This is a genomic window from Mycobacterium sp. UM_CSW, assembly GCF_000455205.1.
Taxonomy (GTDB): Bacteria; Actinomycetota; Actinomycetes; order Mycobacteriales; family Mycobacteriaceae; genus Mycobacterium.
Map to the genome: position 1 here is coordinate 39,420 of NZ_AUWQ01000069.1, position 20,827 is coordinate 60,246.

Consider the following 20,827-nt stretch of genomic DNA (forward strand, 5'->3'; position numbering starts at 1 on the left):
CATCAGGCTCGTTAGAGCACGCCGAGGCTGCTGCGCGCGTCGAGTATCTGGACGGCCTCCTGGGCGCCGTTCCACCCGGGGATGCCGGTGACGCCGGGACCGCAGTGGGTGCCCTGGCCGCACATAAATAGATTTGTCACTGGTGTGCCGTATTTAGGTTCGCCGGGAACCATCCGGTTGGACCACAGCTGCAGCGGCGACAACGTCCCGTGCGTGAAGTCGCCGTTGTGGGCGCTAAACGCGCTGTTGAAGTAGCGGTCCGACATCACCACTCGCTGGCCGATACGTTCGGAGAACCCGGGTGAATACTTGTCGATCGACGCGATGCAGGCGTCGGCGTAGCTTTCCTTGAGGTCGCGATGCGTGTCGGGGTCAAGGCCGTAGGGAAAATATGGCGCGTAGACCGTCGCGCTGTGATAGCCCTCAGGAGCCAGGGTGTGGTCGACGATGCTGGGCAGATACAGATAGCAAATCGGCTTGGAGGGCACCGCGCCGTAACGGTACTCGTCCCAGCCGTCAGAGACGTACTCGGCTGAGGGCAGGTAGGCCAGCGTTGGAACCGTGTGTCCTTCGTCGTGCACGAAGGGCTGCAGCCAGTCGACGAATTCCGGCTCGCCCTCGATAGTCATGTGCGCCTGCAGGTATCCCAGGTTGTAGTTGATCTCTTTGAGCTTGCGCACGTAATCGGGCGGGAGGTGCTCGGCGCCGGCCAGTTCCAGGAACGTGGTGTGTGGGTCCAGGCTGGACAGCACCACGTCGGCCGTGATTGTGCTGCCATCGCGCAGGCTGATACCCGTCGCGGTGCCGTTGTCGATGACGATCGACTTGACTTCGGTGTTGAGCAGCACTTCGGCACCCATCGATTCTGCGCGCCGCTGCAGGGCGTGGCTCAACGAGCCAATCCCGCCGCGCGGCATAAGGATTCGATCGGTGGCTTCCCCGGGGCTGCGCAGCATGTAGTGATAGAGCAGCGATACCGCCGAACCCGGCGTCCAGGGACCCCCGTCGAAACCGTCGATGGCCATGGCCGCCATTGAGCCCTGGATCGGGCCTCCGACTCCGGCGGGCAGGAACCGACGCACGGTGTCCATCGCGCTGCCAAACCACATCTGCGCGAAGTCGTGACGTGTTTCGGCATCGGCCTGTGCGGCGATGACCTCGAAGATGTCGATGTTGCTGTCGAAACGCGCCTGTGCGAAGTACGGCTCGAACTTCATCATGTGGGCGAAGAGTCCGCCCAGCCCCATCATCACGTCGGCGTTGTGGTCCTCCATCATGTGGCGGGCCATCCGATCAGGGTTGTTGTACATCACGAACGGCGTATCGCCCTCGTCGCCGAACGTGCACGCCGACGCCCACTGCTCCACGAGTTCAAAATCCCAATCGTGCAGCTGCAGACGCTCGGTCATGACCTCAGACCAGACCAGGACCGCCCAGGCGCCGACGCTGTGCTTGAAACCGTCGAACAGCTGCCGAGTGGCCGCCATCCCGCCAACAAATCGAGCCCGCTCGAGCACCAGCACTCGCGCGCCCGCCTGGGCCAACACGTTAGCGGCTGTCAGACCGTTGTGACCAGCTCCGATGATGATTGCGTCGTAATCAGCCATGTGGACACCACTTCCTTGCAATCACGATCGGGACAACGGCCACAGTGGCATATCTGCCATTTCTATGTCAATAGTGCACTTTGCAGATGTACATGTGCCACCAGGAGCCCTATGCTGACGCGCGTGACCAGCAGCTTGTCCACACGCAGCGAACGCACCCGTGACGCCATCGTGACCGCCGCACTTGCGCGCTTTCTCAATCAGGGGGTGGCGGCTACCACGGTGGCAGACATCGTCGCCGACGCCGGCCTGGGCGAACGAACCTTCTACCGCTACTTCCCGTCCAAGGAACACGTCCTGTTCAGCGACTACGACGATCGCCTGGACTGGTTTCGCGCCGCGCTGCGGGTGCGGCCGCCGCGCGAACCCATCACGGTCTCGGTGCGTGCCGCGGTAGAGTCCTTCCCCTACAACGACGCCTTGCAGCAAATCGCGCACCTGCGCACTCGCGAATTGGCCGCTGACATCATCAGCGCCCATACGATGCGACTTCAAGCGTCGTTCGCCGACGAGATCGAGGCGCACCTGCGGCGGCGCACGCCAACCGCCGACGCCGACGACACGACGATTCTGCTGCGCGACCGGCTGCACGCCCAGATGATCAGCGCCGCGATGTTCACTGCGCTAAATATCTGGCTCGCCACCGCCGACGGCGACTTTGACGAACTCGAACGCCTCATCGATATCGCGCTGCGCACCATTGCCGACGGAATCCAGTAAGTCGCGGAACGCCGACGACGCGAAGGGGAGAACGCGCGGGCCGAACACGCGCTTGACAACTAATAGCAGTGTCGTCAGGCTCATGGCGTAGCCGCCGGAATTATGTCAGATTTGCCACATCTGGGCCCGCGCCAACGATGAACTATGAGGAGAGTGCCATGCAGCGCGACGACATGATGACCGCACTAAAGGAACTTCTCGAGTTGGACAGCGCTGGAACGACGACACTCATCGACGAGGCAGTTGCGTTGGATGCCTCTCGGTTCTGCGACGCTGAACGGCTTGCCCACGAACGCCAGGCGCTCTTCTTGCACCGTCCCCAGGTCGTAGGGATGAGTTCCGACCTCGAACCTGGTGGCTACTCGACACAGACGGTCGCGGGAGTGCACGTGTTGCTCACCCGCGACAACGAAGGTCAGTTCCACGCATTCTTGAACGCGTGCCGCCACCGCGGCACCGCCGTGGCGCAAGGCTGCGGGAAGGCCAGAAGATTAGTTTGCCCGTGGCATGCCTGGTCATATGATCTGCGCGGCGCACTGGTCGGTGTCGCGCACGCATCGACTTTCGGCGAGATCGATAAGAACGTGAATGGCCTTATCGAACTCCCATCGGCCGAACGCCACGGAATGCTGTTCGTCACGCCAACACCCGGTGAACGCATCGACGTTGACGCGATGCTGGCCGACCTGGGTCCCGAACTCGCAGATTTCAATTTCGCTTCCCTGCATCGGGTCGCCGAACGCACCACCGAAGTTGACATCAACTGGAAGTTGGGCAATGACACGGGTTTCGAGCTGTATCACGTCGCTTACCTACACAAGAACTCCGTCGGGCCGGCCAACATCGGAAACACCGGCCTGTATCGCCGTTACGGTTACAACCACCGAATGACCGCGGTCTCGCCGGCTGCTCGCGACCTCATCGGAACCCCCGAGGATCAGTGGGAGCCTTGGGACCATCTGCAGTTCATCTACAACATCTTCCCCAGCAGTGGACTTGTGGTGGCCAATGCCATGGTGGCACTGACGCGGCTCGATCCCGGGCCAGTGCCCAACAAGTCGACGTTCCGGTTCACGACCTACAGTTGGACCCCACTCGATGACGAAAACGCCCAAGCCGGAGCCGAATTCCTCAACGAGTTCCTCTACAACGTCATCAACAACGAAGACTTCGTCACCGCCTCCCGCACTCAGGCCAACCTTGACACCGGGCTACTCGACCGCGTTCTCGTCGGACGCAATGAGCCCGCGATCACGATGGCGCACAGGGCCTATGACACCGTGCTGGCAGGCTGACGGCCCTGACCTCAATGGCCGCCCTCGGTGAGAGCGTCAGGACTGGGGCTCACGCGGTGGTCAGTGATTGGTGCCGATTCAACAGTTCCGATTCACTTTTCATCGATCCCGGCTCGCCGGTCATGTCGTGATGCATCGAGGCGGAGTTTTGGCTCACATCAACATGTTTCAACTGTTCAGAACGGGCCAGAGGCAACGAACCACACGAATTGAAGCACCTACTCCACGGGTTTGGCCCCATATTGGCCCTACAGCGCGCGCATATACCAAGTCGGGTCGTATCGCGATACGGCCGAGCTGTGCGATACCTCCCAGACGATGGTCAAACGGGTCATCGAGCGGGCTTCAGCGGCGGCGACGTTCAAGAAAGTGGCCGCAGTCAAGTGCCGGCGCGACGCATCAATCCGTGAATAACACCTTGGCCACCCCGGTGGACGGGCTGCGCCTGGCAGCGATGAAGGACTCGACTCGGTCCGGGGCTGCACTGAGTCCCGCCGCGGCAAAGGCCTGGCGTTTGAACAGGTTAGCGGCAGTGCTTAGCCGGTGCTGAACCGGAATCGCATGCCTGGCGAAGGGGCGCCCCGGACTCCCCCACGTCGCCACCACCGCAGTCCGCTCGGCTATGACCTTTCGTACGTGCTTGGCGACATTGGTGTCGGTGACGAACAGATCCGATGCGACAACGACGGCAATCGGACGCTCGTCGCAGTTGTCCAGTGCCTCGCGAAGTTCAAGGATTTGAGCGCCCAGGATTCGCGCGGCCTGACTATTGCCTGTCTTCTTCGCCAGGATGGCGACCCGGAACCCGGCACATACCTGGTCAAATGTCCAACCGCCCGCGAAGCGCACCACGTCACCGATATTGTCGGCGAGCAGATAGATTTGCGGGGCGGCCCGCGACTCGACCTTAATCATTGTCCTCCGGAAATGGGCAGGTCGCCGGGCCTGATCTGTGTCTGCAGGCCTGAGTTGGTGGTGGCCGCCCAGCGAGCGACGGCGGCAATCTGTGGCGCATCGAGAAGAGCTTCCGAATGTCCAAACACGATCTACCACCACAAACGCGAATCAATCGACGCGCACCTCACGACGGTGTTCGCTGGGCTGGCCGTAACACACTGGATCGAGCACCAAATCGGTTGGAGCATAAAGAAGTTCGTCGCACCGCTCGCCGCTACCGAATCGTCACGATCAAAGCCGGCCCCAGATATGCACCTGGGCATCGATTACGAGACTAGTTTCTGGTTGCAGCATCGGAGACAGTCAGTGCGAACCGGCGGGGGCTGGCAACGAAACCTCAGCTCGAGCCAGCCAGTCATCGGGCGGCGGGACGTGATTGTAGATGCGGACGGCATTCTGGTAGCACACTTTGTGCACCTGTTGGGGGGGCAGGTGTGCCATCTCGCTCCGAATCATCGCCTGACATTCCGGCCAGGTGCTATCGAAGTGGGGGAAGTCGGTTTCCACCATCATGTTGTCTTCACCGATCAGATGAAGCATGTGGAACGCCGAGGGATCTTCGATCGAAGTGAAGTAGAAGTTCCGTCGGACGATCTCCACCGGCGTGGGCTGATCCGATGGCCATCCTTTGCCATAACCTCCGGAATGACGGTAGGCACGCGCCAATCGCTCCAGGGCCATTGGTACCCATGAGACACCTGCCTCCGACAGGACGACCTTCAGTTTGGGGAATTTGAATAGTATTCCGGAGTAAACCCAGTCCAACAGCGCCTCCAAGCCGTTAACCGGGAACAGGGCGGTGATGACTTCTTCAGCGGAAACCGATGAAGGCTTCGCGGTCCGGCCGGACGATCCTACGTGCAGGTTTACGACCGTGTCGGTCTCCTCGCAGGCGCCAAAGAATGGGTCCCAGATTGGATCGTAGATGTGTGGGAACCCGAGTCCCTCAGGGTTTTCCGAGAAGCTCACCGAACGAAACCCGCGAGCGGCATTGCGGCGTATCTCATCGGCCGCGACCACCGGGTCGGCCAGCCACGGCATCTGACACGGAATATAACGGTCGGGGTCGGCGGCACACCATTCGTCGATCATCCAGTCGTTGTAGGCACGCAGGCATGCCAAGCCGAGGTCGGGATCGCTGATCTTCGAGAATCGGGTTCCGGCAAAGCCCCAAATCAGCGAGCCAAAGCACAGGCTTGACCACACTCCACCCTGGTCCATATCGGCCAGTCGGGCCTTCGGGTCCCAGACCGATCGTCGAAACTCCTCGAATCGCGCTGCTGTCACCGTCCATTCATTCATTGGGCGGCCCGACGCGCCGTTAACCAGCAGGATCGGCACTCGGTCGCCATCGATGTGCCACCACGGGGCACCATCGGCCTCCTCGCGCAGAAACGGCGCCGAGTCGCGAAATTTCGACGGAACGCGCTGGGTAAAGAGGTCGCCGGGCTCCAGTGCGTGGTCGTCGACAGAGACGATTGGGCAAAACAGCGACTCGGTTTCTGGTTCATCGATGAATGTCACCGTTGCCGGACGTCCGTGTTCGGCGACAAGTTCAGCCAGAAACCCATCCAAATCTGCCATGTTGACGTCCCTTCCAAGTTATCCGATGACGCCGCGCGCCGAAACCGAGGATCCGCGGAAAGACTTGATGCTCTGGGTACTACGAGCGCGTCGCATCGGTCAGCGCTGCCAGCGCATCCGGCGATCAATCCCGATCATCCATGACAAACTCTATGGTCAGAGGTGACAGTTGTCAATAAGTGACAGGTCATCACGGCGGATGCGGAGCTCAGCGTCGGCGGGTTGGAGTTCGTCGGGACTTCAGAAAAGCGACCTGATCGGGCGCAGCTACCCGCGTGCGACGGGTGCGGGTTGACGGCCGCGGATCAGCCGTCCCGGCCGTGCCGACGTCGGCACGCCGTTCTCCGAAATCACGACACCGGAAACGATCGTCACCACGTAGCCGGCGGCGGTCTGGTCGAGTCGTCGACCACCGCCGGGCAGGTCGTGAGCGATCACCGGGCGGTGCAGCGCCAGCGCCGAGTGATCGATGACATTGAGATCGGCCTTGTAGCCCACTGCAATTCGGCCACGGTCAGCCAGTCCGGCGACTCGCGCCGGCACTGAGGTCAGCTGGCGGACGGCTTCAGCCACACTGAGCCGCCCGGATGCCCGGTCGCGCACCCAATGGGTGAGCAGATATGTGGGAAAACTTGCGTCGCAAATCATTCCGTAATGCGCGCCGCCGTCGCCCAAGCCGAGGACAACGTCGTCACGGCCGAGCAACTCGGCCACCGTGTCCAGCGACTTGTCGCGGAAGTTGGCCAACGCCACCAACAACATCGCGCGGCCGTCGTCGTCGAGCAGCCGGTCGTAGGCCTCCTCCAACGGACTCACCCCACGCGCGCGTGCGCGCGCCTCGATGGACTCAGACGGGTCGGGTTCGTAGTTCGGCGGCTCACCGAGCGGATATATGTACTCCCAATCCTGCACCGCGTACATCAACGGATGCCCCTCGCCTGACGGCTTGTCGTTAAGGATCCTCATCCTCACTTCGGGTTTACGCATTTCAGCCACCCGTTCGGCCAGCGGCAGATTAGCAATTTCCCGGTAGCTGGGGTAGAGCACGAACGGGTTGCCGCTCAACTCCAAGCCGACGAGCAGGCCAATCGGCCGGGGGAAGGTCTGCGCGGTGACATCGCCGCCGTTGGCGTTGGCCTTCTCGACCATCGTCAGCGCGTTGAGGAAGTACGGCTCGCCGGCATTGCCGATAGCAAGCGTGAACGTCACCGGCAGACCCACCTCTGCGGCCACCTCGAACACCGCCCGCAAGGCCGGCTCGGAGTCCTGAGAGATCAGATCCGGCACGAACTGGATGAGGCCGCCGCCGGCGTCGTGGACGCCACGGGCGATCGCCTCGATTTCATCCTGAGCGGCCTCGTAGCTCGGGATCAGCTTGCCGCTCTCGGACTTGTGAAACGCCACCCGCGACGATGCGAACCCCAACGCCCCCACCGAGACCGCCTCGGCGGCGAGCTTGCGCATCTGCGCCAGATCCTCGGCGGTCGCCACCTCCCGATCTACCCCGCGTTGACCCATGACGTACACCCGCAGCGGCGAATGCGGCAGCAGCGCCGCCACGTCGATGTCGCGCCGTCCCGCCTCGAGGGCATCGAGGAACTCAGGGAACGTCTGCCACGTCCAGGGCAAACCGTCGACCATGACCACACCTGGGATGTCCTCCACGCCGGCCATCAGGTCCACCAGGACCTCGTGGTCGTCGGTACGGCAGGGCGCGAATCCGACGCCGCAGTTACCCATGAGCGCCGTGGTCACCCCGTGCGCCGACGACGGCGTCATCCGATCCGACCAGATCGCCTGCCCGTCGTAATGCGTGTGGAGGTCGATGAATCCGGGCGTGACGAGCAGTCCGGCGGCGTCGATCTCGCGGTCGCCTTTCCCGGAGACGGTGCCCACCGCGGCGATGACGCCGTCGGACACGGCGACGTCACCGGGATAGGGCGCACCGCCGAGGCCGTCGACGATGGTGCCGTTACGGATGACCAGGTCATGGCTCATGTCGACGACATTACGTAACAGATCCCGCCGACTGCTAGTTTCGTTTTCCAAATTGATAAATAGTGTGATGATAAATAGCGTGATGTTGCCCTGAGCGCTGCTCAGTGGGAGACCATGCCGACTACGGCCAGAAAACTGGCTCTTCGGATTCCAGCGGGGGCCGGCTCTGGCTTTGAGGTCGGCGTGCCCTGCGGTGGGGGTCCCCCACCTCGGCGTCCACGGCGTAACCGTGCGGCGACCCCATCACTTTTCTGCGGGATGACCGCGGCGACCCCACGACCGCGCAGCATCCATCGCGCCAGCCCACACAGGTGCTCGATTGATCGCGCCCCGCGCCGCTAGGACCACACGATCTGCACCGCGCTCGCTCCCGATGCGGTCTTCACGGTGCGCACGTAGGCGACCAGGGCAGCCTACGGCCCCGATTAGTGCGCAAATCCCGGACAAGCCAACACAGAATGCCCAGGTCAAACCGCCGCGGACACCGTCAATCCCGAATCGTGAGCCAAGTCAGGTCATGGGAGCTCGGGACACGCGCATTTGTTTTGCGAGCCCATAAGCGGCTGAGTGCCTGGGAGATTCGTGGTGCCCCAGGTCAATATCATTAAATTGCAAAGAGTCGCCGGAGCAAAATATCTGGAAAGCGAGAAAGTTGAACGACATCGTCAAAGGTCTGCCATCGACGATGGGCGACCACTACCAGCTCAACACCACCACCCTGCTGCAGCACGCGGTGCGCAGCTATCCCGAACACGAGATCGTCTACCGAACCTCTGATGGCGGCTGGGACAAATACACCTACGCCGATTGTTACCGGCGGGTGTGCAAGCTCGCGAATGTGTTGCGCGGACTCGGAATTGGACCTGCAGATATGGTCGGTGTGCTCGACTGGAACAGCCGCAGACATTTCGAACTCTATTGGGCCATACCGTCGTTGGGCTCAGCAATGTTACAGATGAACTTGCGCCTCGGGGCAGAGGATCTGTCGTTCACCGTCAATCACAGTCATGCAAAAGCCATCTTCGTCGACGAGACGCTGCTACCGATCGCGGAGAAGCTGGCCGCAGCTGGAGTCGGCGTGAGGACGTGGGTTGTGATGACTGACAAGCAGTTCTGGGAGATCAGCACCACGTTGCCGAATCCGCTTTCATTCGATGAGCTCATGGCCGGCGCGTCAGACGAAATTGACTTCCCGGTGATTGATGAAACTTCAGCCTACAGTGCTTGTTACACGACAGGGACCACCGGCAAGCCCAAGGGAGTGTACTACTCGCATCGCTCCATCTATTTGCATTCGATGTCGCGGGCACAATCGCTGACGATGACTCCGTACGACACCATCATGCTGATCGCCCCGATGTTCCACGGCAACTGCTGGGGGTTGCCTCAGGCCGGTGTCTTCGCCGCCACCCGCTTCGTGCTGCCCGGCCGGTTCACTGCCGATGACACTTCGGTGCTTGTCGACGTGATGATTGCGGAGCATGTGACCGTTGCGAACGGATCGCCGGCGATCTTCGAGCCGATTTTGCATTACATCGAAACCCTCTCGGAAAAACCCGATTTCACGGGTGCGCGTTTTCTGAGTGGTTCTTCTGAACCGCCGCTGACGATGATGCGGGGTCTGTACAAGCTCACGGGAGCCGACATCGCCCACGGCTACGGTGCAACCGAAACCACGCCTGTCGTCGCCCACAACGGGGCCATCAAACCGTCGCTGAAGGGGTTGCCGGAAGAGGAGCGCTGGGACCGTAAGCGCTATCAAGGACTGATCGCCACCGGCGTCGACATCCGGATCGTGGATGCCGACGGGAAAGACATGCCCGCGGACGGCAAGTCGACCGGTGAGGTACTGCTGCGCGGCCCATGGATCGCGGAAAGGTACCACGACCTGGAGGATAATGACTCCCGCTTCTTCGAGGGCTATTGGCGTAGTGGTGATATTGGAAGTATCGATGAGCACGGATATCTGAAACTGACCGACCGCCTCAAGGATGTCATCAAGAGCGGCGGCGAATGGATCAGCTCGATTGACATGGAAAACGCCATCGCCGCGCATCCGAATGTGATGGAGGTGGCGGTCATCGGTGTCGCGCACCCGAAGTGGCAGGAGCGTCCGGTGGTGGTGGTCGTCACGAAGGACGGCGATGATCTGCCGCTGAATGAGGTGCACGCCCTACTGGAAGGAAAATTTGCCAAATGGCAGCTGCCCGACGTCATCATTCAGCAGGGGTCGCTACCGCGCACAAGCGTGGGCAAGCTCGACAAGAAGGTCATGCGGGCGGCGCACGCGAACGTCTACTCAGCTGGCTGATGTTCGGCGATCACATCGCATTGTCTCGACATCAGTGGCTGGAGCGAACGCTAGAACGCGTTCGGCGACCACCCGCCACTGATCGCCGCTAACTTCGGAGGGTCTCGCGCTGCGCTAGGGTAAACCGCATCGGCGTGGACTCGCGACGTCTTCAGCCAGATACGACACCGTATTACTGTGATTGACAGTGACTTTCGACGCTTATAATTTCACCGGCGCGCGATGGCCGATGAAGCGGGCGGCGCGGGATATTGTTTGGCCGTCGTAGATCCGGAAGGGTCGCACTTCACGGAGCAGACCCGACTTGGCTCAAATTAGTGCGCACGGTCTGCGCGGATTTTGATGGGGGCGGCGTGTAGGTCGTCGGGTAGCGGATCGGCAGCGGTGAGGGTCTGATTGCCGGCTTGAATTCTCACGGTGCGGTATCGGCGGGCGGTTCTCACGAATTTCTTGATGCTCCAAACCGGTGACAGCCACGACTCGCCCGCTCACTGTCGCCTTCATGCCGTCCTCGCCAGGACGTCGATGTCGTAGTCGTTGATGTCGGGTGTGGCGGCCATTCGCTGTCGGTATTCGCGCGGCGACCACGGCCACAGTTCGGGCACACCGTCGGCGCCGAGGTACCAACTGTTGCAGCCGGTCGTCCACACCGTGCCAGGCATAGCCCGGCGCATGCTGGCATTGAAGTCGTCGGTCGCGCGACGCGAAGGGGCGACCGTGTCGAATTCCCCGGTGCGCCAGCGGGTGATCCAGCCGGTGATGTGGTTGGCCTGCGCTTCGGCGATGGCGGTGAGCGAGTAGTTACCGAACGGGCTGTGCGGGCCCATCAGCATGAAGAAGTTCGGGAAGCCTGGCATTGCCACAGCCAGATGAGCCCTGGGGCCCTGTGCCCAGAGTTGTTCCAGGGTCAGCCCGTCGCGACCCACGAGTGACATCGGCCGCATGAACGCGTGTGCGTCGAAGCCGGTGGCCAGCACGATCGCGTCCAGCTCGCGCAATTCGCCGTCAGCCGTGACGATGCCGCGCCGTTCGACGTGGTCGATGCCGCTATCAACGAGGTGGACGTTGTCGCGCTGCATTGCCGGGTAATAACCCGACGAAATGATCAGCCGTCGGCACATCGGCTGGAAGTCCGGAGTCAGCCGGCGGCGCAGCTCGGGGTCGCGCACGGTGCGCAGGTTCGCCCGGCACACGCCGTTGATCAACCGGCGCCGCCAACCCGGCTTGAGTATCGCAGCGGAGACCTGCCCGACCGCAAAATCGTAGCCGTGGTAAGCCATCGCGCTCAGCCTGGGCACGCGGCGGCGGACCGGATGCATCCAGCGGAAGTACCGCGGGTTGGGAACCGGCAGAATCCATTGCGGGCTGCGCTGGAACACGTCGAGGCGGGCAGCGGAATCTACTAGGCCGCAGACGATTTGGACACCGGTCGACCCGGTCCCGACGACGGCAACCCGCTTTCCGGTCATGTCGACGGAGTGGTCCCATCGCGCGGAATGCATGACGGGCCCGTCGAAATCGGCCAGGCCCTTGATCGCGGGAGTGTGTAGCTCGCGCAGGAGGCCGGTGGCCGCGATCAGGAAGTCGTGCGACGCCTGCTCCCCCGTACCGGTGGTCAGATGCCAACGGCCGTCAGCAAATCGCGCGTCGACGATGTCGGTCCTGAACCGGATGTTGTCGTTCAGATGGTAGCGCTCGGTGAGCGCCCGGAAGTACTCGTGTATTTCTGGCCCGGTTGGGAACAGCCTCGTCCAACTCGGGTTCATTGCGAAGGTGAACTGGTAGTGCCGTGACGGCACGTCACAGGCCAAACCGGGATAGGTGTTGTCACGCCAGGTTCCGCCGACGTCGGCGCCCTTCTCGTAGATGGTGACGTCGGTGACACCGGCTTGCCGCAGCAGGATGGCCTGGCAGATACCGGACATACCCGCACCGATAATGCCCACGGACGGATGCCGTTGTGACATCAGCGAACTCCCTTCGATTTGTCGGCACGAATCGCGCGCCGGGCGTTTGGGATCGCCGCGAGAAGTCGGTCAGCGATGAATAGCAGTGGTCGCAGGTCGAGGATCGGCGACCCATCACCCTGGCGTGGGATTTGTCGCTGGCTGCCAGCTGTTTGGCTCAGCATGATGGCCGCCCTAACACTTCACGTGGTCGTCGACGAGACCCGGCCGGACCGCGCGGCACGGGCTTGCGAAGAAGCATTGAGATACAGAGGCATTGGGCGCGATGACGTCGAACGCGTGAAAAGCGCCGTCGGCAATCTCCTCATGCACCCGAACGCCGGCCCGGCGGACTCGTTCGCTGTAGGCACGGCTTTCTTCATAGAACAGATCGCGGCTGCCAACGCCGATCCATGCCGCGGGCAATCCGGAAAGGTCGATACAGCGGGCCCGTGCCGCGGTCACCGGATCGGCGCCGGCCAGATACCACTGCCATGCGATCTGATTGTCGCGGCCACCCCATATAACCCGCCGCTTGATCTCGGAAAGCTCACCGGTTCGATCGTCGAGCATCGGGTACACCGTCATCTGCATTGCTCCGAGCGTCAAATGAGCTCGAGTGTGCGGAGATCACGAATCGCCGAGCAGCCACGGCGCAGCATCGTGGCCATCATGTCGTCACCGCGTTCGGTCTGCTTTGCGAACGCGGTGCCGAACGCGCAAATCAGCGGCACCTGAATCATTCCCAACAAGTAGTCATGCCAGCAGTCCGCCGCGTCGTAGTCATTGACTCCGGTGTCGAGCAAGGCCTGATGGTATAGCGCAACCAAATCTCTTTCCGCCTCGCCCCGAAGCGTGGGTTCTAGGCTCGTGCCGGTGAAGTACGCCAGGTCGCGTCCGGCCAGTCCGACCCCAAGGGTCTGCCAGTCGACGACGCTGACCCGGTCACCGTCGAAAAGCAGATTGTCCAACCGGTAGTCACCGTGCAACAAGGCAAACCGATCTGGCGCGTTCAGCAGCCACGGAGTCACGAGATCCATTGCCAACGAGAGAGTTTCGGCATCCTCGGCGTTGAGCCGAGTGCCGAGTTTCTCGATGGTGATGCCTGCGGCCATCTTAGCGGCATCCCCGATGCCGCGGATGGCGTCCTCGCCGACGATCGACATCGCCAGTCCGGGGAAGGTCTGCCACCGCTCGTCACACCAGGTCGGCCCGTGCAGGCCAGCCAGGGCACACGCCGCCAGCCGGGCCTCGGTCACGCCGCAGCCGGCGATCTGATCCCCTTGGACGGCCGGGGCTTGGTCGGCCAGCAGCAGCGCGAAACTGGCTCCCTCTTCAGCGATTTCGACGTGGTAGCACTGCGGGGCCGGGATCGTCACCAGATTAGCGACAGATTGATAGAACGCGCACTCACTGCGGTAACCCATCGTCACTTGATCGCGCACCGCGTCGTCTCCGGTGGGCAATTTGAGGACGAAGCTGGTGGGCAGGCCGTCGGGGTTGCTGGCATAGGTGACCGTCAACCGGAAGGTGGCGCCCGCCTGACCGGTGCCTACGGGTGTCACGTCGATGCTCTCCACCTCCACGCGGGCGCCGGCGCCGTCGAGGGCGCTCGCCAGCCAGGCAATGGTGACATCGGAGGGATAGCGGGGAATCCTGCTCGCGGCGCTCATAGTGTCAGTTGCCTTCTTTCGGAGTGTTTCTCGGTCGACGAACCGCACAGCCATCCAGTTGAGCAGGCGGATGCCAGACGCGCGAAGCGCCATGTCGCGCGGGCCTGACCGGTGCGATAAGGATAGTCTTGTGCGTTCGACGGTCTCGGCGTATCGGCCGCCGGCCGATCAGGGCTATCGAAAGTTTCATTCCACTGGCAAAGGTGATTGTGTTGGCGGCCGTTGAATTCACCGAGCCCACCAGCTGCTGAGAGCCACCACCTGGAACCGGAATTGTCCGAAATCGCTGCCTTCGGTGATCGATTCGCCGACATCAATTCATCCATCACCCACACCAAGATCCGATTTCGCAATTGACTGACTCACGGCCGCCAATGCGGCGGCCACCGGCGCTGAAGTCGACGCGGCTAGGGCCGAAGCGCAACACCGCATCGCCTGAACCTTGACCCTCGCCAGTGCGTGGGCTGCGTGAGTCAAGCCAGCTCTCAGTTCTGGCCTCAGCGGCGGACCTCGTCGTCTTCTGCAATCTCGCGGAATGCATTCTGTAATCAGCTGACAGTCGCGCGGTATGTCCTGACGATCGGCTCCAATTCGTCGGGGGTGGAGCCGTGCATGATGACGGCATCGGCGCCGTACTCGAACTCCTTGCGTATGCGGTCGACGCACTGCTGCGCCGATCCCGTCGCCGAGTGCTGCAGCCATTCGTCGGGAAGCAAAGTGGCGATATGCTCGATCTGCTCGGCCGTGGCCTTGTGGTCGATCCCGCCCGGAACCGACTGCACCACCGGATCCTCCCGAAAGCGTTGCAGCACTGACAGATCCCAGCCATTCGTGTTGACCAACAGCTCGCCGTACCCCTGCAGGTACGAGGCCAGCCGCGCGACGGTCTTCTTCAGCCTCAGCTCCTCGGGCAAATGGTCGCCCACCGTGGCGAAGCAGGACCACACCTTGACCTCATCGGGATTGCGGCCCGCCTGCTCGGCGGCATCCTTCACGGTTTTCACGGCCCGCTGCAACGTCTCTGGCGTGAAGTAGGTGTGCAGGATCACGTCGTCGAACTCACGGCCGCCGAGTGCCAGCGTCTGCGGGCCGAAGGCCACGATCGCCAACCGGATGTCCTCTTTGAAGTCGGGGTCGAGGAACAGCAACTGGTACTTGCCGATTGGTCCATCGTGGTTGAAGATCAGCTCGCCGTGCCACAGCCTGCGCATGACCTGTGCGAAGTCCTCCATCTGCGCGGTCGTCACCGGAGGTACTCCCAACGCGCCGTATATCACCGCCAAGCCACGTCCGAGGCCCAAGGTGAAGCGACCCTTCGACAGGCGGTGCATCGTGGTCGCCCACGAGCCGGTGATGAGCGGATGCCGGGTGTTGTGGTTCGTTGCAGCGGTCGCGATTTGCATCCGGGTGGTCACGGCCAGCGCCGCACCGGTGAGCGAGGACGCTTCCTTGACGTTCCACCGCTCGGAGATGAACCCGGTGCCGAAGCCCAGTTCCTCGCCGCGGCGCGCTTCGTCCATCAGCGTGGCGGGACCTTCACCGCCCGCTCCAGCAAGCAAGTAGCAGCCCAGTTCGTCCAGAACACGCTCAGTCACACCCAAACTCCTTGCTTGTAGCCCACAATTCCAGACGTCGACGATGCGCCCGTCGACCATGCGGAAGATCTCCATGCTGGCAACGGTGGTCTCCGTGCCATCTTCAACTTCATCGGCGACTGATACGCGATCGCGACGTATTCACCGTCGTCACCGGCGACCACGAGGTTTAGGTCGAAGCGAATGGTTTCGAACAACGCACAGTGATCGATGATGCGGGCCACCGCCTGCTCGCGGCTCAGCACGGTAGCCTCACCCACGTCGTGGCGAATCACGTTCTCGCCAATAAGCTCCTCGGCAAGTGCAAAGTCGCGCTCATTCCACACCACGAGGTTGTACTGCTCGACCACTTCGCGCGCAGTTCGGGTCATGCAAACACCTCCAGTGCGCCGACCTCGTCGATGGCCGCCACGGCGCGGTCCACCAACCTCAGACAGAGTTGCCGGGAGCGCTCCGGCACCGCGTCCCACGTAGGTGGCGCCATGACCGGCAGCAGCGCAAGGTAGGCCGCTGCCGCCCGATACTGACGCCATGCCTCGTCGAAGCCGTATTCGACACCGTGGTCGGAAAGATGGTCGAGGTACTCGCGGAGCAGTTCGGCATCACCGCCCGCGCGGTCCTGCGCCCGCAGCCAGCAGTGCATTGCGGCCTTGGCAAGGTCCATGCTGGACTCGACCACGACTCCGTCCTGCCCAGCCAGCGGGCTGACGGCGATGCCCGGGCCCATCACCCGCATCCCATCACCCCGACCAGCCGCGCGGCGCGGTCGATGACCCCGACGCTACCCAATGCGAAGGACGCCTCGGATGTTGCGCCCAGCCAACAGGTCGTCGTATCCCTCGTTGACCTGCTCGAGCGGGTAGGTGCGGGAGATCAGCTCATCGAGCTTGAGCTGGCCGCTCCGGTACAAGTCCATGAGCAGTGAGAGGTCGCTGAGCGGCTGGCACGAGCCGAATAGGGCGCCTTGGATCGTCTTCTCGAAAGCGGTCATCGGATTGCCGAACGTCGAAATCTGGCGGTCGTCGTGCCGACCGGCGGCCGTGACGACGACGCGGCCACGCTTGCCAACGATGCTCAGCGCCTGTTCGACGGTGTCGCCCGTCAGTACGCCGGTGGTGATGATGGCGCGTTCGGCGAGCCGGCCCCACGTCGCCGCGGTCACCATCTCGAGGGCTTCCTCGTGCGTGCCGAACGTGTGTGTCGCACCGAAGACCCGCGCGCTCTCGTGCCGTAGCGGATTGGGGTCGACGACGACTATGCGTAGCGCCCCTGCCAGAGCCGCGCCCTGGACAGCGTTCGAGCCAACGCCACCGGCACCGTAGATGACGACCGTGTCGCCTGGCTGGGTCCCTCCGGCGCGCACCGCGCTCCCCCAGCCGGTCGGGACGCCGCAGCTGAGCAGCGCACCAGCCTCGAACCCGATGTCGTCGGGCAGGATCTGCACAGAGTATTCGGAGACGACCATGTGCTCGGCGAAGGTGCCGAGCGCGCAGAAGCCGCCGAGCTCCAGGTCGCCGATTCGCATCCTGTAGGTGCCGTCGAGCATCAGACCCGAACCGGCGTTCAGCCCCTTGTCGCACATGTTCTGCTTGCCGGTGGAGCAGGCCCGGCACTGACCGCAAGCCGGGATGAACGTCGCCAAGACCCGGTCGCCGGCCTTGAACCGCTCCACGCCCGGGCCGACCCGCTCAACGACGCCGGTGCCCTCATGGCCGCCGATGATCGGGTAGCCCATCGGAGTGTCGCCGGTCCGCAGGTGATCGTCGGAGTGGCACAAGCCGGCCGCCTCGAGCTTCACCACTAACTCGTGGGCGCGCGGATCGTCGTACGTGACGTCGACGATCTCCCAGGGCTTGCCCGCTTCGAACATGACCGCCGCTCGAGTTTGGTTCCTCACCTTTTTCCTCTTCGAGGTGTGGTATTTCGCCGGTTCAGCCGCGCCACTCGCTTGGCGCCTCATCGAGAATCACGGTCTTCACCTCGAGATAGGGGCGCAGGCCCTCGATCCCGCCCTCGCGGCCAACGCCGGACTGCTTGTAGCCACCGAATGCGATGCCGAAGTCGCTGCGGAACGCGTTGTGCCCCACCGTCCCGCTGCGAAGCGAGCCGGCAACGGCTCGCGCCCGGTCGATGTCGGGGGTGAAGACCGAAGCATTGAGCCCGTAGATGGTGTCGTTCGCCAGACGCACAGCATCTCGCTCGTCCTCGGCCCGAATCACGCTGAGCACCGGGCCGAAGATCTCCTCCTGCGCAATGGTCGAGCGGTTGTCGACGTCGGCGAAGACGGTCGGCTCGAAGAACCAGCCGCGGTCGAGACCCGCCGGGCGTCCACCACCGGTCACGAGGCGCGCGCCTTCGGCGACACCCTTCTCGACGTAGCCCTGGACCCGCTCGAGCTGGCGACGCATGGCCAGGGGACCCATCTCGACCTGCTCGTCGAACGGGTCCCCGACACGCTTGGCGGAGAACGCAGCGGCGAGTGCGTCGACGAGCGGGTCGTGCCGGTCCTTCGTCACGATGATCCGGGTGAGGGAGGCGCAGACCTGACCGGTCATGACGCATTCATCGGATGCGAGCTGGCGAGCGGCGATGTCGAGGTCCATGTCGTCGAGGATCACGGCGGCCGACTTCCCGCCGAGTTCGAGGGTGTAACGCGCGATGCGGCCGCCGCACAGTGTCGCGATACGGCGGCCGGCCGCTGTCGAGCCGGTGAACGAGATCTTGTCGACATCGGGCGAGGTGACCAGCCTCTCCGAGGCCTCTCGGTCCGCGGTCACGACATTCAGCACACCGGGTGGAAGCCCGACCTCTTGGGCGATCTCGGCCAGGACGTAGGCTTCTCCAGGAGCTTCCGGCGAGGCCTTGAGCACGACGGTGCACCCGGCGAGCAGCGCCGGCGCTGCCTTGTACGCGGCGAGCAGCATCGGAGCGTTCCAGGGGATGATCGCGCCGACCACGCCCACCGGCTCACGTACCAGCAAACTGAACGTTCCCGGCGTGCTCGAGGTCGCCGACTCCTCGAACTCGAAGGTTTCGGCGAGCGAGGCGTAGTACTCGAATGTTTGCGCGGCGCCGGCCCCGATGACCTTCGCCGCACTGTGCAGAACTCCCGACTGGCGCGGCCAGATCTGGGCTAGGTCGGCGGAGCGTTCCCTCAGCCCCTCGGCGATCGCGCGGAGGTACTCGGCGCGCTCCGTCGGCTTCATTCGCGGCCACGGGCCCTCGTCGAACGCAGTGCGCGCCGCCGCGATCGCCCGCTGCACGTCGTCCACCTGCGCCTCCGCCACACGAAAGAACACCTCCTCGGTCGCGGGGTCGACGACGTCGATCCGATCGCGCGTCGACGGCTTTACCCACTCACCGCCGATGAAGAAGTGGTCCGGTGAGGTGATCGGTGCTTCCAGGCTTCGTGTCGCGGTCATCCATAGTCCTATCCGGTCGGTTATTTGGCCTTGCCATAAAGTGCTCCAGCCCGAACACCGCCGACAAGCTCATCGCAGTTCAAACCCTCATATTTGAGAGCTCATCAACGGATAACCCAGGCCCATCGTCCTCAACTGAAATAGCCAGAACTCTCCCTGACCCGACGCGTTCGACTCTCGCGGACACTGAAATCACGGACGTCGGACGGGCTGTGCCGCTCAGCGGTCGAGGACGATCATGTCGTCCTCGACCGTGACCTTGTAGCTGCGTACGCGCGTCCGCGGGTCAGCTGAACATTCGCCCGTCTCGGGGCTGAACTCGAAGCCGTGCCAAGGGCAGATCGCCACGTACTCACGGTCGTCGAGCCTTGGGCAGCCGACCGCGTCGGCGACGATCTTCTGCTTGAAAAACCCGTCGGACAACTTCGCACCCATGTGCGGGCAGCGATTCCGCAGCGCGTGAAGATCTCCCGCTCGTGTCCGCATGATGACGAAGCTCGTCGGCCCCACCGTCACCTCCCGCATACCGCCGGGCTCGAGTTCCGACTCGGGAAAAAGCTGATGCTTGCTCATGCGAGTGACGCCAGACGAGGGTACGTCGCCAGTGCGTTTTGGTAGCGAAGACGGAGACGAAGGCTTTCGTCCATGCTCTCTGGCAACACAATGTGCACCGAATCTGCGTCGTAGTGCGGATAGTCAGTCGAGAACATGAAGATGTCCTCGGCACGCGTCTCTTCAATCATCCTGGAGAACTCGCTGCGGGATATATCCGACATCGGTTGGGTCGACAGGCGGATATTGTCGCGCATGTATTCACTAGGAAGGCGCTTGACCCAGGGGATGATCATGCGGGTCTCGCGGTATTGCTCGTCGGTTCGGGCCATGAACCACGGCAGCCAGCCGACGCCACACTCGAGGAACACCGCTTTCAATTCCGGATATTTATCAAAGACGCCGTTACCGATAAGGCTCAGGATCTGATTTTGTCCCGAGTGGGGAGGAGTCATGCTGTGCCACTCGAACCAGGTGCGAGGGTAGCCGAGCCCTGTTTTGCTATGCACACCATGGTGGAAGGTGACGACGAGGTCGTTGCGCAGGGCGGCTTCATAGATAGGCCAGTACCTGGGGTCGCCATACTGACGGTCGCTGATCGTGGGTAGGAAGACTTGAACCATCTGCGGATGCGCAGCCGCCCGATCGATCTCGCGGGCAGCTAGGGCTGGATCGTCTGCGACGACATGGATCGAACCTCGGAGCCGCGGCTCCTTATCCAGCCAGTACTCAATCTGCCAGTCGTTGTACGCAGACGCCAACGCCCGCGCGTAGTCGTAGTTGCCTGGCATGTTCGACATCTGGCACAGACCGTTCAGGATGGCGATCGATACGCCCTCCCCCTCCAGTAACTGCCGACGGGTGAGCTCGACGCTGGAGGCAGGGACGACACCACCCTCGTCGTTTATCCAGTCCTGTCGGAAATCCCCGGGGGTCGTATACGGAAACATGCTGGGGATCGACAGGCCAGGCCCCTGAAAAACGCCGCCGAGCTCGGTGAGGTGTCGTTGCCAAACTGGGTCGAGGTGCGGCAGCAGCTGCGTCCTGTCGGTTAAAATCTCGTGGACGTCGGTGTCGATCAAGAAGGTCTGTGGATCGATTGCATCTCGTGATGAAACAGGCGCCGTTACCGTCATTTCGCGTTCTCCTTCATTTCGACTATGTAGG

At 62.7% G+C, this 20,827-nt stretch carries 16 protein-coding genes and 3 pseudogenes; 4 read left to right on the forward strand and 15 right to left on the reverse strand.

Translation table 11 applies throughout. The features are described from left to right. Positions 1-11: 11 nt before the first annotated feature. On the reverse strand, positions 12-1,607 hold the full coding sequence (locus N415_RS22315; protein WP_068186815.1) for an NAD(P)/FAD-dependent oxidoreductase: 1,596 nt from the start codon (positions 1,605-1,607) through the stop codon (positions 12-14). A gap of 123 nt (positions 1,608-1,730) precedes the next feature. On the opposite strand from N415_RS22315, the gene N415_RS22320 reads away from it, so the two are divergent. Both N415_RS22320 and N415_RS22325 read left to right on the forward strand, forming a co-directional pair. Then, the gene (locus tag N415_RS22320; protein WP_239645663.1) at positions 1,731-2,327 is read left to right on the forward strand and encodes a TetR family transcriptional regulator; all 597 of its coding nucleotides are present in this window, start codon (positions 1,731-1,733) and stop codon (positions 2,325-2,327) included. A gap of 158 nt (positions 2,328-2,485) precedes the next feature. Beyond that, positions 2,486-3,622 (forward strand): aromatic ring-hydroxylating dioxygenase subunit alpha, encoded by a 1,137-nt coding sequence (locus N415_RS22325; protein ID WP_161630337.1) that lies wholly within the window; start codon positions 2,486-2,488, stop codon positions 3,620-3,622. A 399-nt stretch (positions 3,623-4,021) separates the two neighbouring features. Here N415_RS22325 and N415_RS22330 read toward each other — a convergent pair whose 3' ends face one another. Then, a complete protein-coding gene (locus N415_RS22330; RefSeq protein WP_068186822.1) occupies positions 4,022-4,537 on the reverse strand; it encodes a hypothetical protein in 516 nt (171 codons plus the stop codon). A gap of 89 nt (positions 4,538-4,626) precedes the next feature. Between N415_RS22330 and N415_RS30945 the strand changes: the two are divergent. Continuing rightward, positions 4,627-4,827, forward strand: a pseudogene (locus N415_RS30945) (IS1634 family transposase); the annotation flags it as partial. 55 nt (positions 4,828-4,882) lie between these two features. On the opposite strand, the gene N415_RS22335 reads toward N415_RS30945, so the two are convergent. After that, entirely contained in the window at positions 4,883-6,163 is a 1,281-nt protein-coding gene (locus N415_RS22335) for an amidohydrolase family protein (protein WP_081665421.1), read from the reverse strand. 267 nt (positions 6,164-6,430) lie between these two features. Further along, the gene (locus N415_RS22340) at positions 6,431-8,161 is read right to left on the reverse strand and encodes an amidohydrolase family protein (protein WP_068186826.1); all 1,731 of its coding nucleotides are present in this window, start codon (positions 8,159-8,161) and stop codon (positions 6,431-6,433) included. 685 nt (positions 8,162-8,846) lie between these two features. Here N415_RS22340 and N415_RS22345 point away from each other — a divergent pair. Next, entirely contained in the window at positions 8,847-10,472 is a 1,626-nt protein-coding gene (locus N415_RS22345) for a long-chain-fatty-acid--CoA ligase (RefSeq protein ID WP_068186830.1), read from the forward strand. A 314-nt stretch (positions 10,473-10,786) separates the two neighbouring features. On the opposite strand, the pseudogene N415_RS31645 reads toward N415_RS22345, so the two are convergent. The 11 genes and pseudogenes from N415_RS31645 to N415_RS22395 all read right to left on the reverse strand — a co-directional run. Next, positions 10,787-10,933: pseudogene (locus N415_RS31645) on the reverse strand (IS1634 family transposase); the annotation flags it as partial. A 39-nt stretch (positions 10,934-10,972) separates the two neighbouring features. Next, the gene (locus N415_RS22350; RefSeq protein WP_068186832.1) at positions 10,973-12,439 is read right to left on the reverse strand and encodes an NAD(P)/FAD-dependent oxidoreductase; all 1,467 of its coding nucleotides are present in this window, start codon (positions 12,437-12,439) and stop codon (positions 10,973-10,975) included. Positions 12,440-12,613: 174 nt separating this feature from the next. Then, positions 12,614-13,012, reverse strand: a complete 399-nt coding sequence (locus N415_RS22355; protein ID WP_068186834.1) for an alpha/beta hydrolase fold domain-containing protein — start codon at positions 13,010-13,012, stop codon at positions 12,614-12,616. 11 nt (positions 13,013-13,023) lie between these two features. After that, a complete protein-coding gene (locus tag N415_RS22360; RefSeq protein ID WP_068186836.1) occupies positions 13,024-14,091 on the reverse strand; it encodes a phosphotransferase in 1,068 nt (355 codons plus the stop codon). A gap of 548 nt (positions 14,092-14,639) precedes the next feature. Beyond that, positions 14,640-15,686 (reverse strand): TIGR03857 family LLM class F420-dependent oxidoreductase, encoded by a 1,047-nt coding sequence (locus N415_RS22365; RefSeq protein ID WP_068186839.1) that lies wholly within the window; start codon positions 15,684-15,686, stop codon positions 14,640-14,642. Further along, positions 15,683-16,057: pseudogene (locus N415_RS22370) on the reverse strand (nuclear transport factor 2 family protein). Before N415_RS22370 ends, N415_RS22365 begins: the two are co-directional and overlap by 4 nt. Further along, positions 16,054-16,422: a hypothetical protein gene (locus N415_RS33385; RefSeq protein ID WP_068186841.1), complete on the reverse strand. Its 369-nt coding sequence runs from the start codon at positions 16,420-16,422 to the stop codon at positions 16,054-16,056. The pseudogene N415_RS22370 and the gene N415_RS33385 overlap by 4 nt, the downstream one beginning before the upstream one ends. 45 nt (positions 16,423-16,467) lie before the next feature. Beyond that, positions 16,468-17,583 (reverse strand): NDMA-dependent alcohol dehydrogenase, encoded by a 1,116-nt coding sequence (locus tag N415_RS22380; RefSeq protein WP_152531527.1) that lies wholly within the window; start codon positions 17,581-17,583, stop codon positions 16,468-16,470. Positions 17,584-17,617: 34 nt separating this feature from the next. After that, positions 17,618-19,108 (reverse strand): aldehyde dehydrogenase, encoded by a 1,491-nt coding sequence (locus N415_RS22385; protein ID WP_068186845.1) that lies wholly within the window; start codon positions 19,106-19,108, stop codon positions 17,618-17,620. Positions 19,109-19,327: 219 nt separating this feature from the next. Then, a complete protein-coding gene (locus N415_RS22390) occupies positions 19,328-19,681 on the reverse strand; it encodes a Rieske (2Fe-2S) protein (protein WP_068186846.1) in 354 nt (117 codons plus the stop codon). Beyond that, a complete protein-coding gene (locus N415_RS22395) occupies positions 19,678-20,796 on the reverse strand; it encodes an amidohydrolase family protein (protein ID WP_068186847.1) in 1,119 nt (372 codons plus the stop codon). The genes N415_RS22390 and N415_RS22395 overlap by 4 nt, the downstream gene beginning before the upstream one ends. Positions 20,797-20,827: the final 31 nt, after the last annotated feature.

What these genes read in the sequence shown, in the direction of transcription:
- N415_RS22315 (WP_068186815.1), bottom strand. Translation starts at nt 1,607, where the DNA reads ATGGCTGATTACGACGCAATCATCATCGGAGCTGGTCACAACGGTCTG.
- N415_RS22325 (WP_161630337.1), top strand. Translation starts at nt 2,486, where the DNA reads ATGCAGCGCGACGACATGATGACCGCACTAAAGGAACTTCTCGAGTTG.
- N415_RS22330 (WP_068186822.1), bottom strand. Translation starts at nt 4,537, where the DNA reads ATGATTAAGGTCGAGTCGCGGGCCGCCCCGCAAATCTATCTGCTCGCC.
- N415_RS22335 (WP_081665421.1), bottom strand. Translation starts at nt 6,163, where the DNA reads ATGGCAGATTTGGATGGGTTTCTGGCTGAACTTGTCGCCGAACACGGA.
- N415_RS22340 (WP_068186826.1), bottom strand. Translation starts at nt 8,161, where the DNA reads ATGAGCCATGACCTGGTCATCCGTAACGGCACCATCGTCGACGGCCTC.
- N415_RS22345 (WP_068186830.1), top strand. Translation starts at nt 8,847, where the DNA reads ATGGGCGACCACTACCAGCTCAACACCACCACCCTGCTGCAGCACGCG.
- N415_RS22350 (WP_068186832.1), bottom strand. Translation starts at nt 12,439, where the DNA reads ATGTCACAACGGCATCCGTCCGTGGGCATTATCGGTGCGGGTATGTCC.
- N415_RS22355 (WP_068186834.1), bottom strand. Translation starts at nt 13,012, where the DNA reads ATGCAGATGACGGTGTACCCGATGCTCGACGATCGAACCGGTGAGCTT.
- N415_RS22360 (WP_068186836.1), bottom strand. Translation starts at nt 14,091, where the DNA reads ATGAGCGCCGCGAGCAGGATTCCCCGCTATCCCTCCGATGTCACCATT.
- N415_RS33385 (WP_068186841.1), bottom strand. Translation starts at nt 16,422, where the DNA reads ATGCGGGTGATGGGCCCGGGCATCGCCGTCAGCCCGCTGGCTGGGCAG.
- N415_RS22385 (WP_068186845.1), bottom strand. Translation starts at nt 19,108, where the DNA reads ATGACCGCGACACGAAGCCTGGAAGCACCGATCACCTCACCGGACCAC.
- N415_RS22390 (WP_068186846.1), bottom strand. Translation starts at nt 19,681, where the DNA reads ATGAGCAAGCATCAGCTTTTTCCCGAGTCGGAACTCGAGCCCGGCGGT.
- N415_RS22395 (WP_068186847.1), bottom strand. Translation starts at nt 20,796, where the DNA reads ATGACGGTAACGGCGCCTGTTTCATCACGAGATGCAATCGATCCACAG.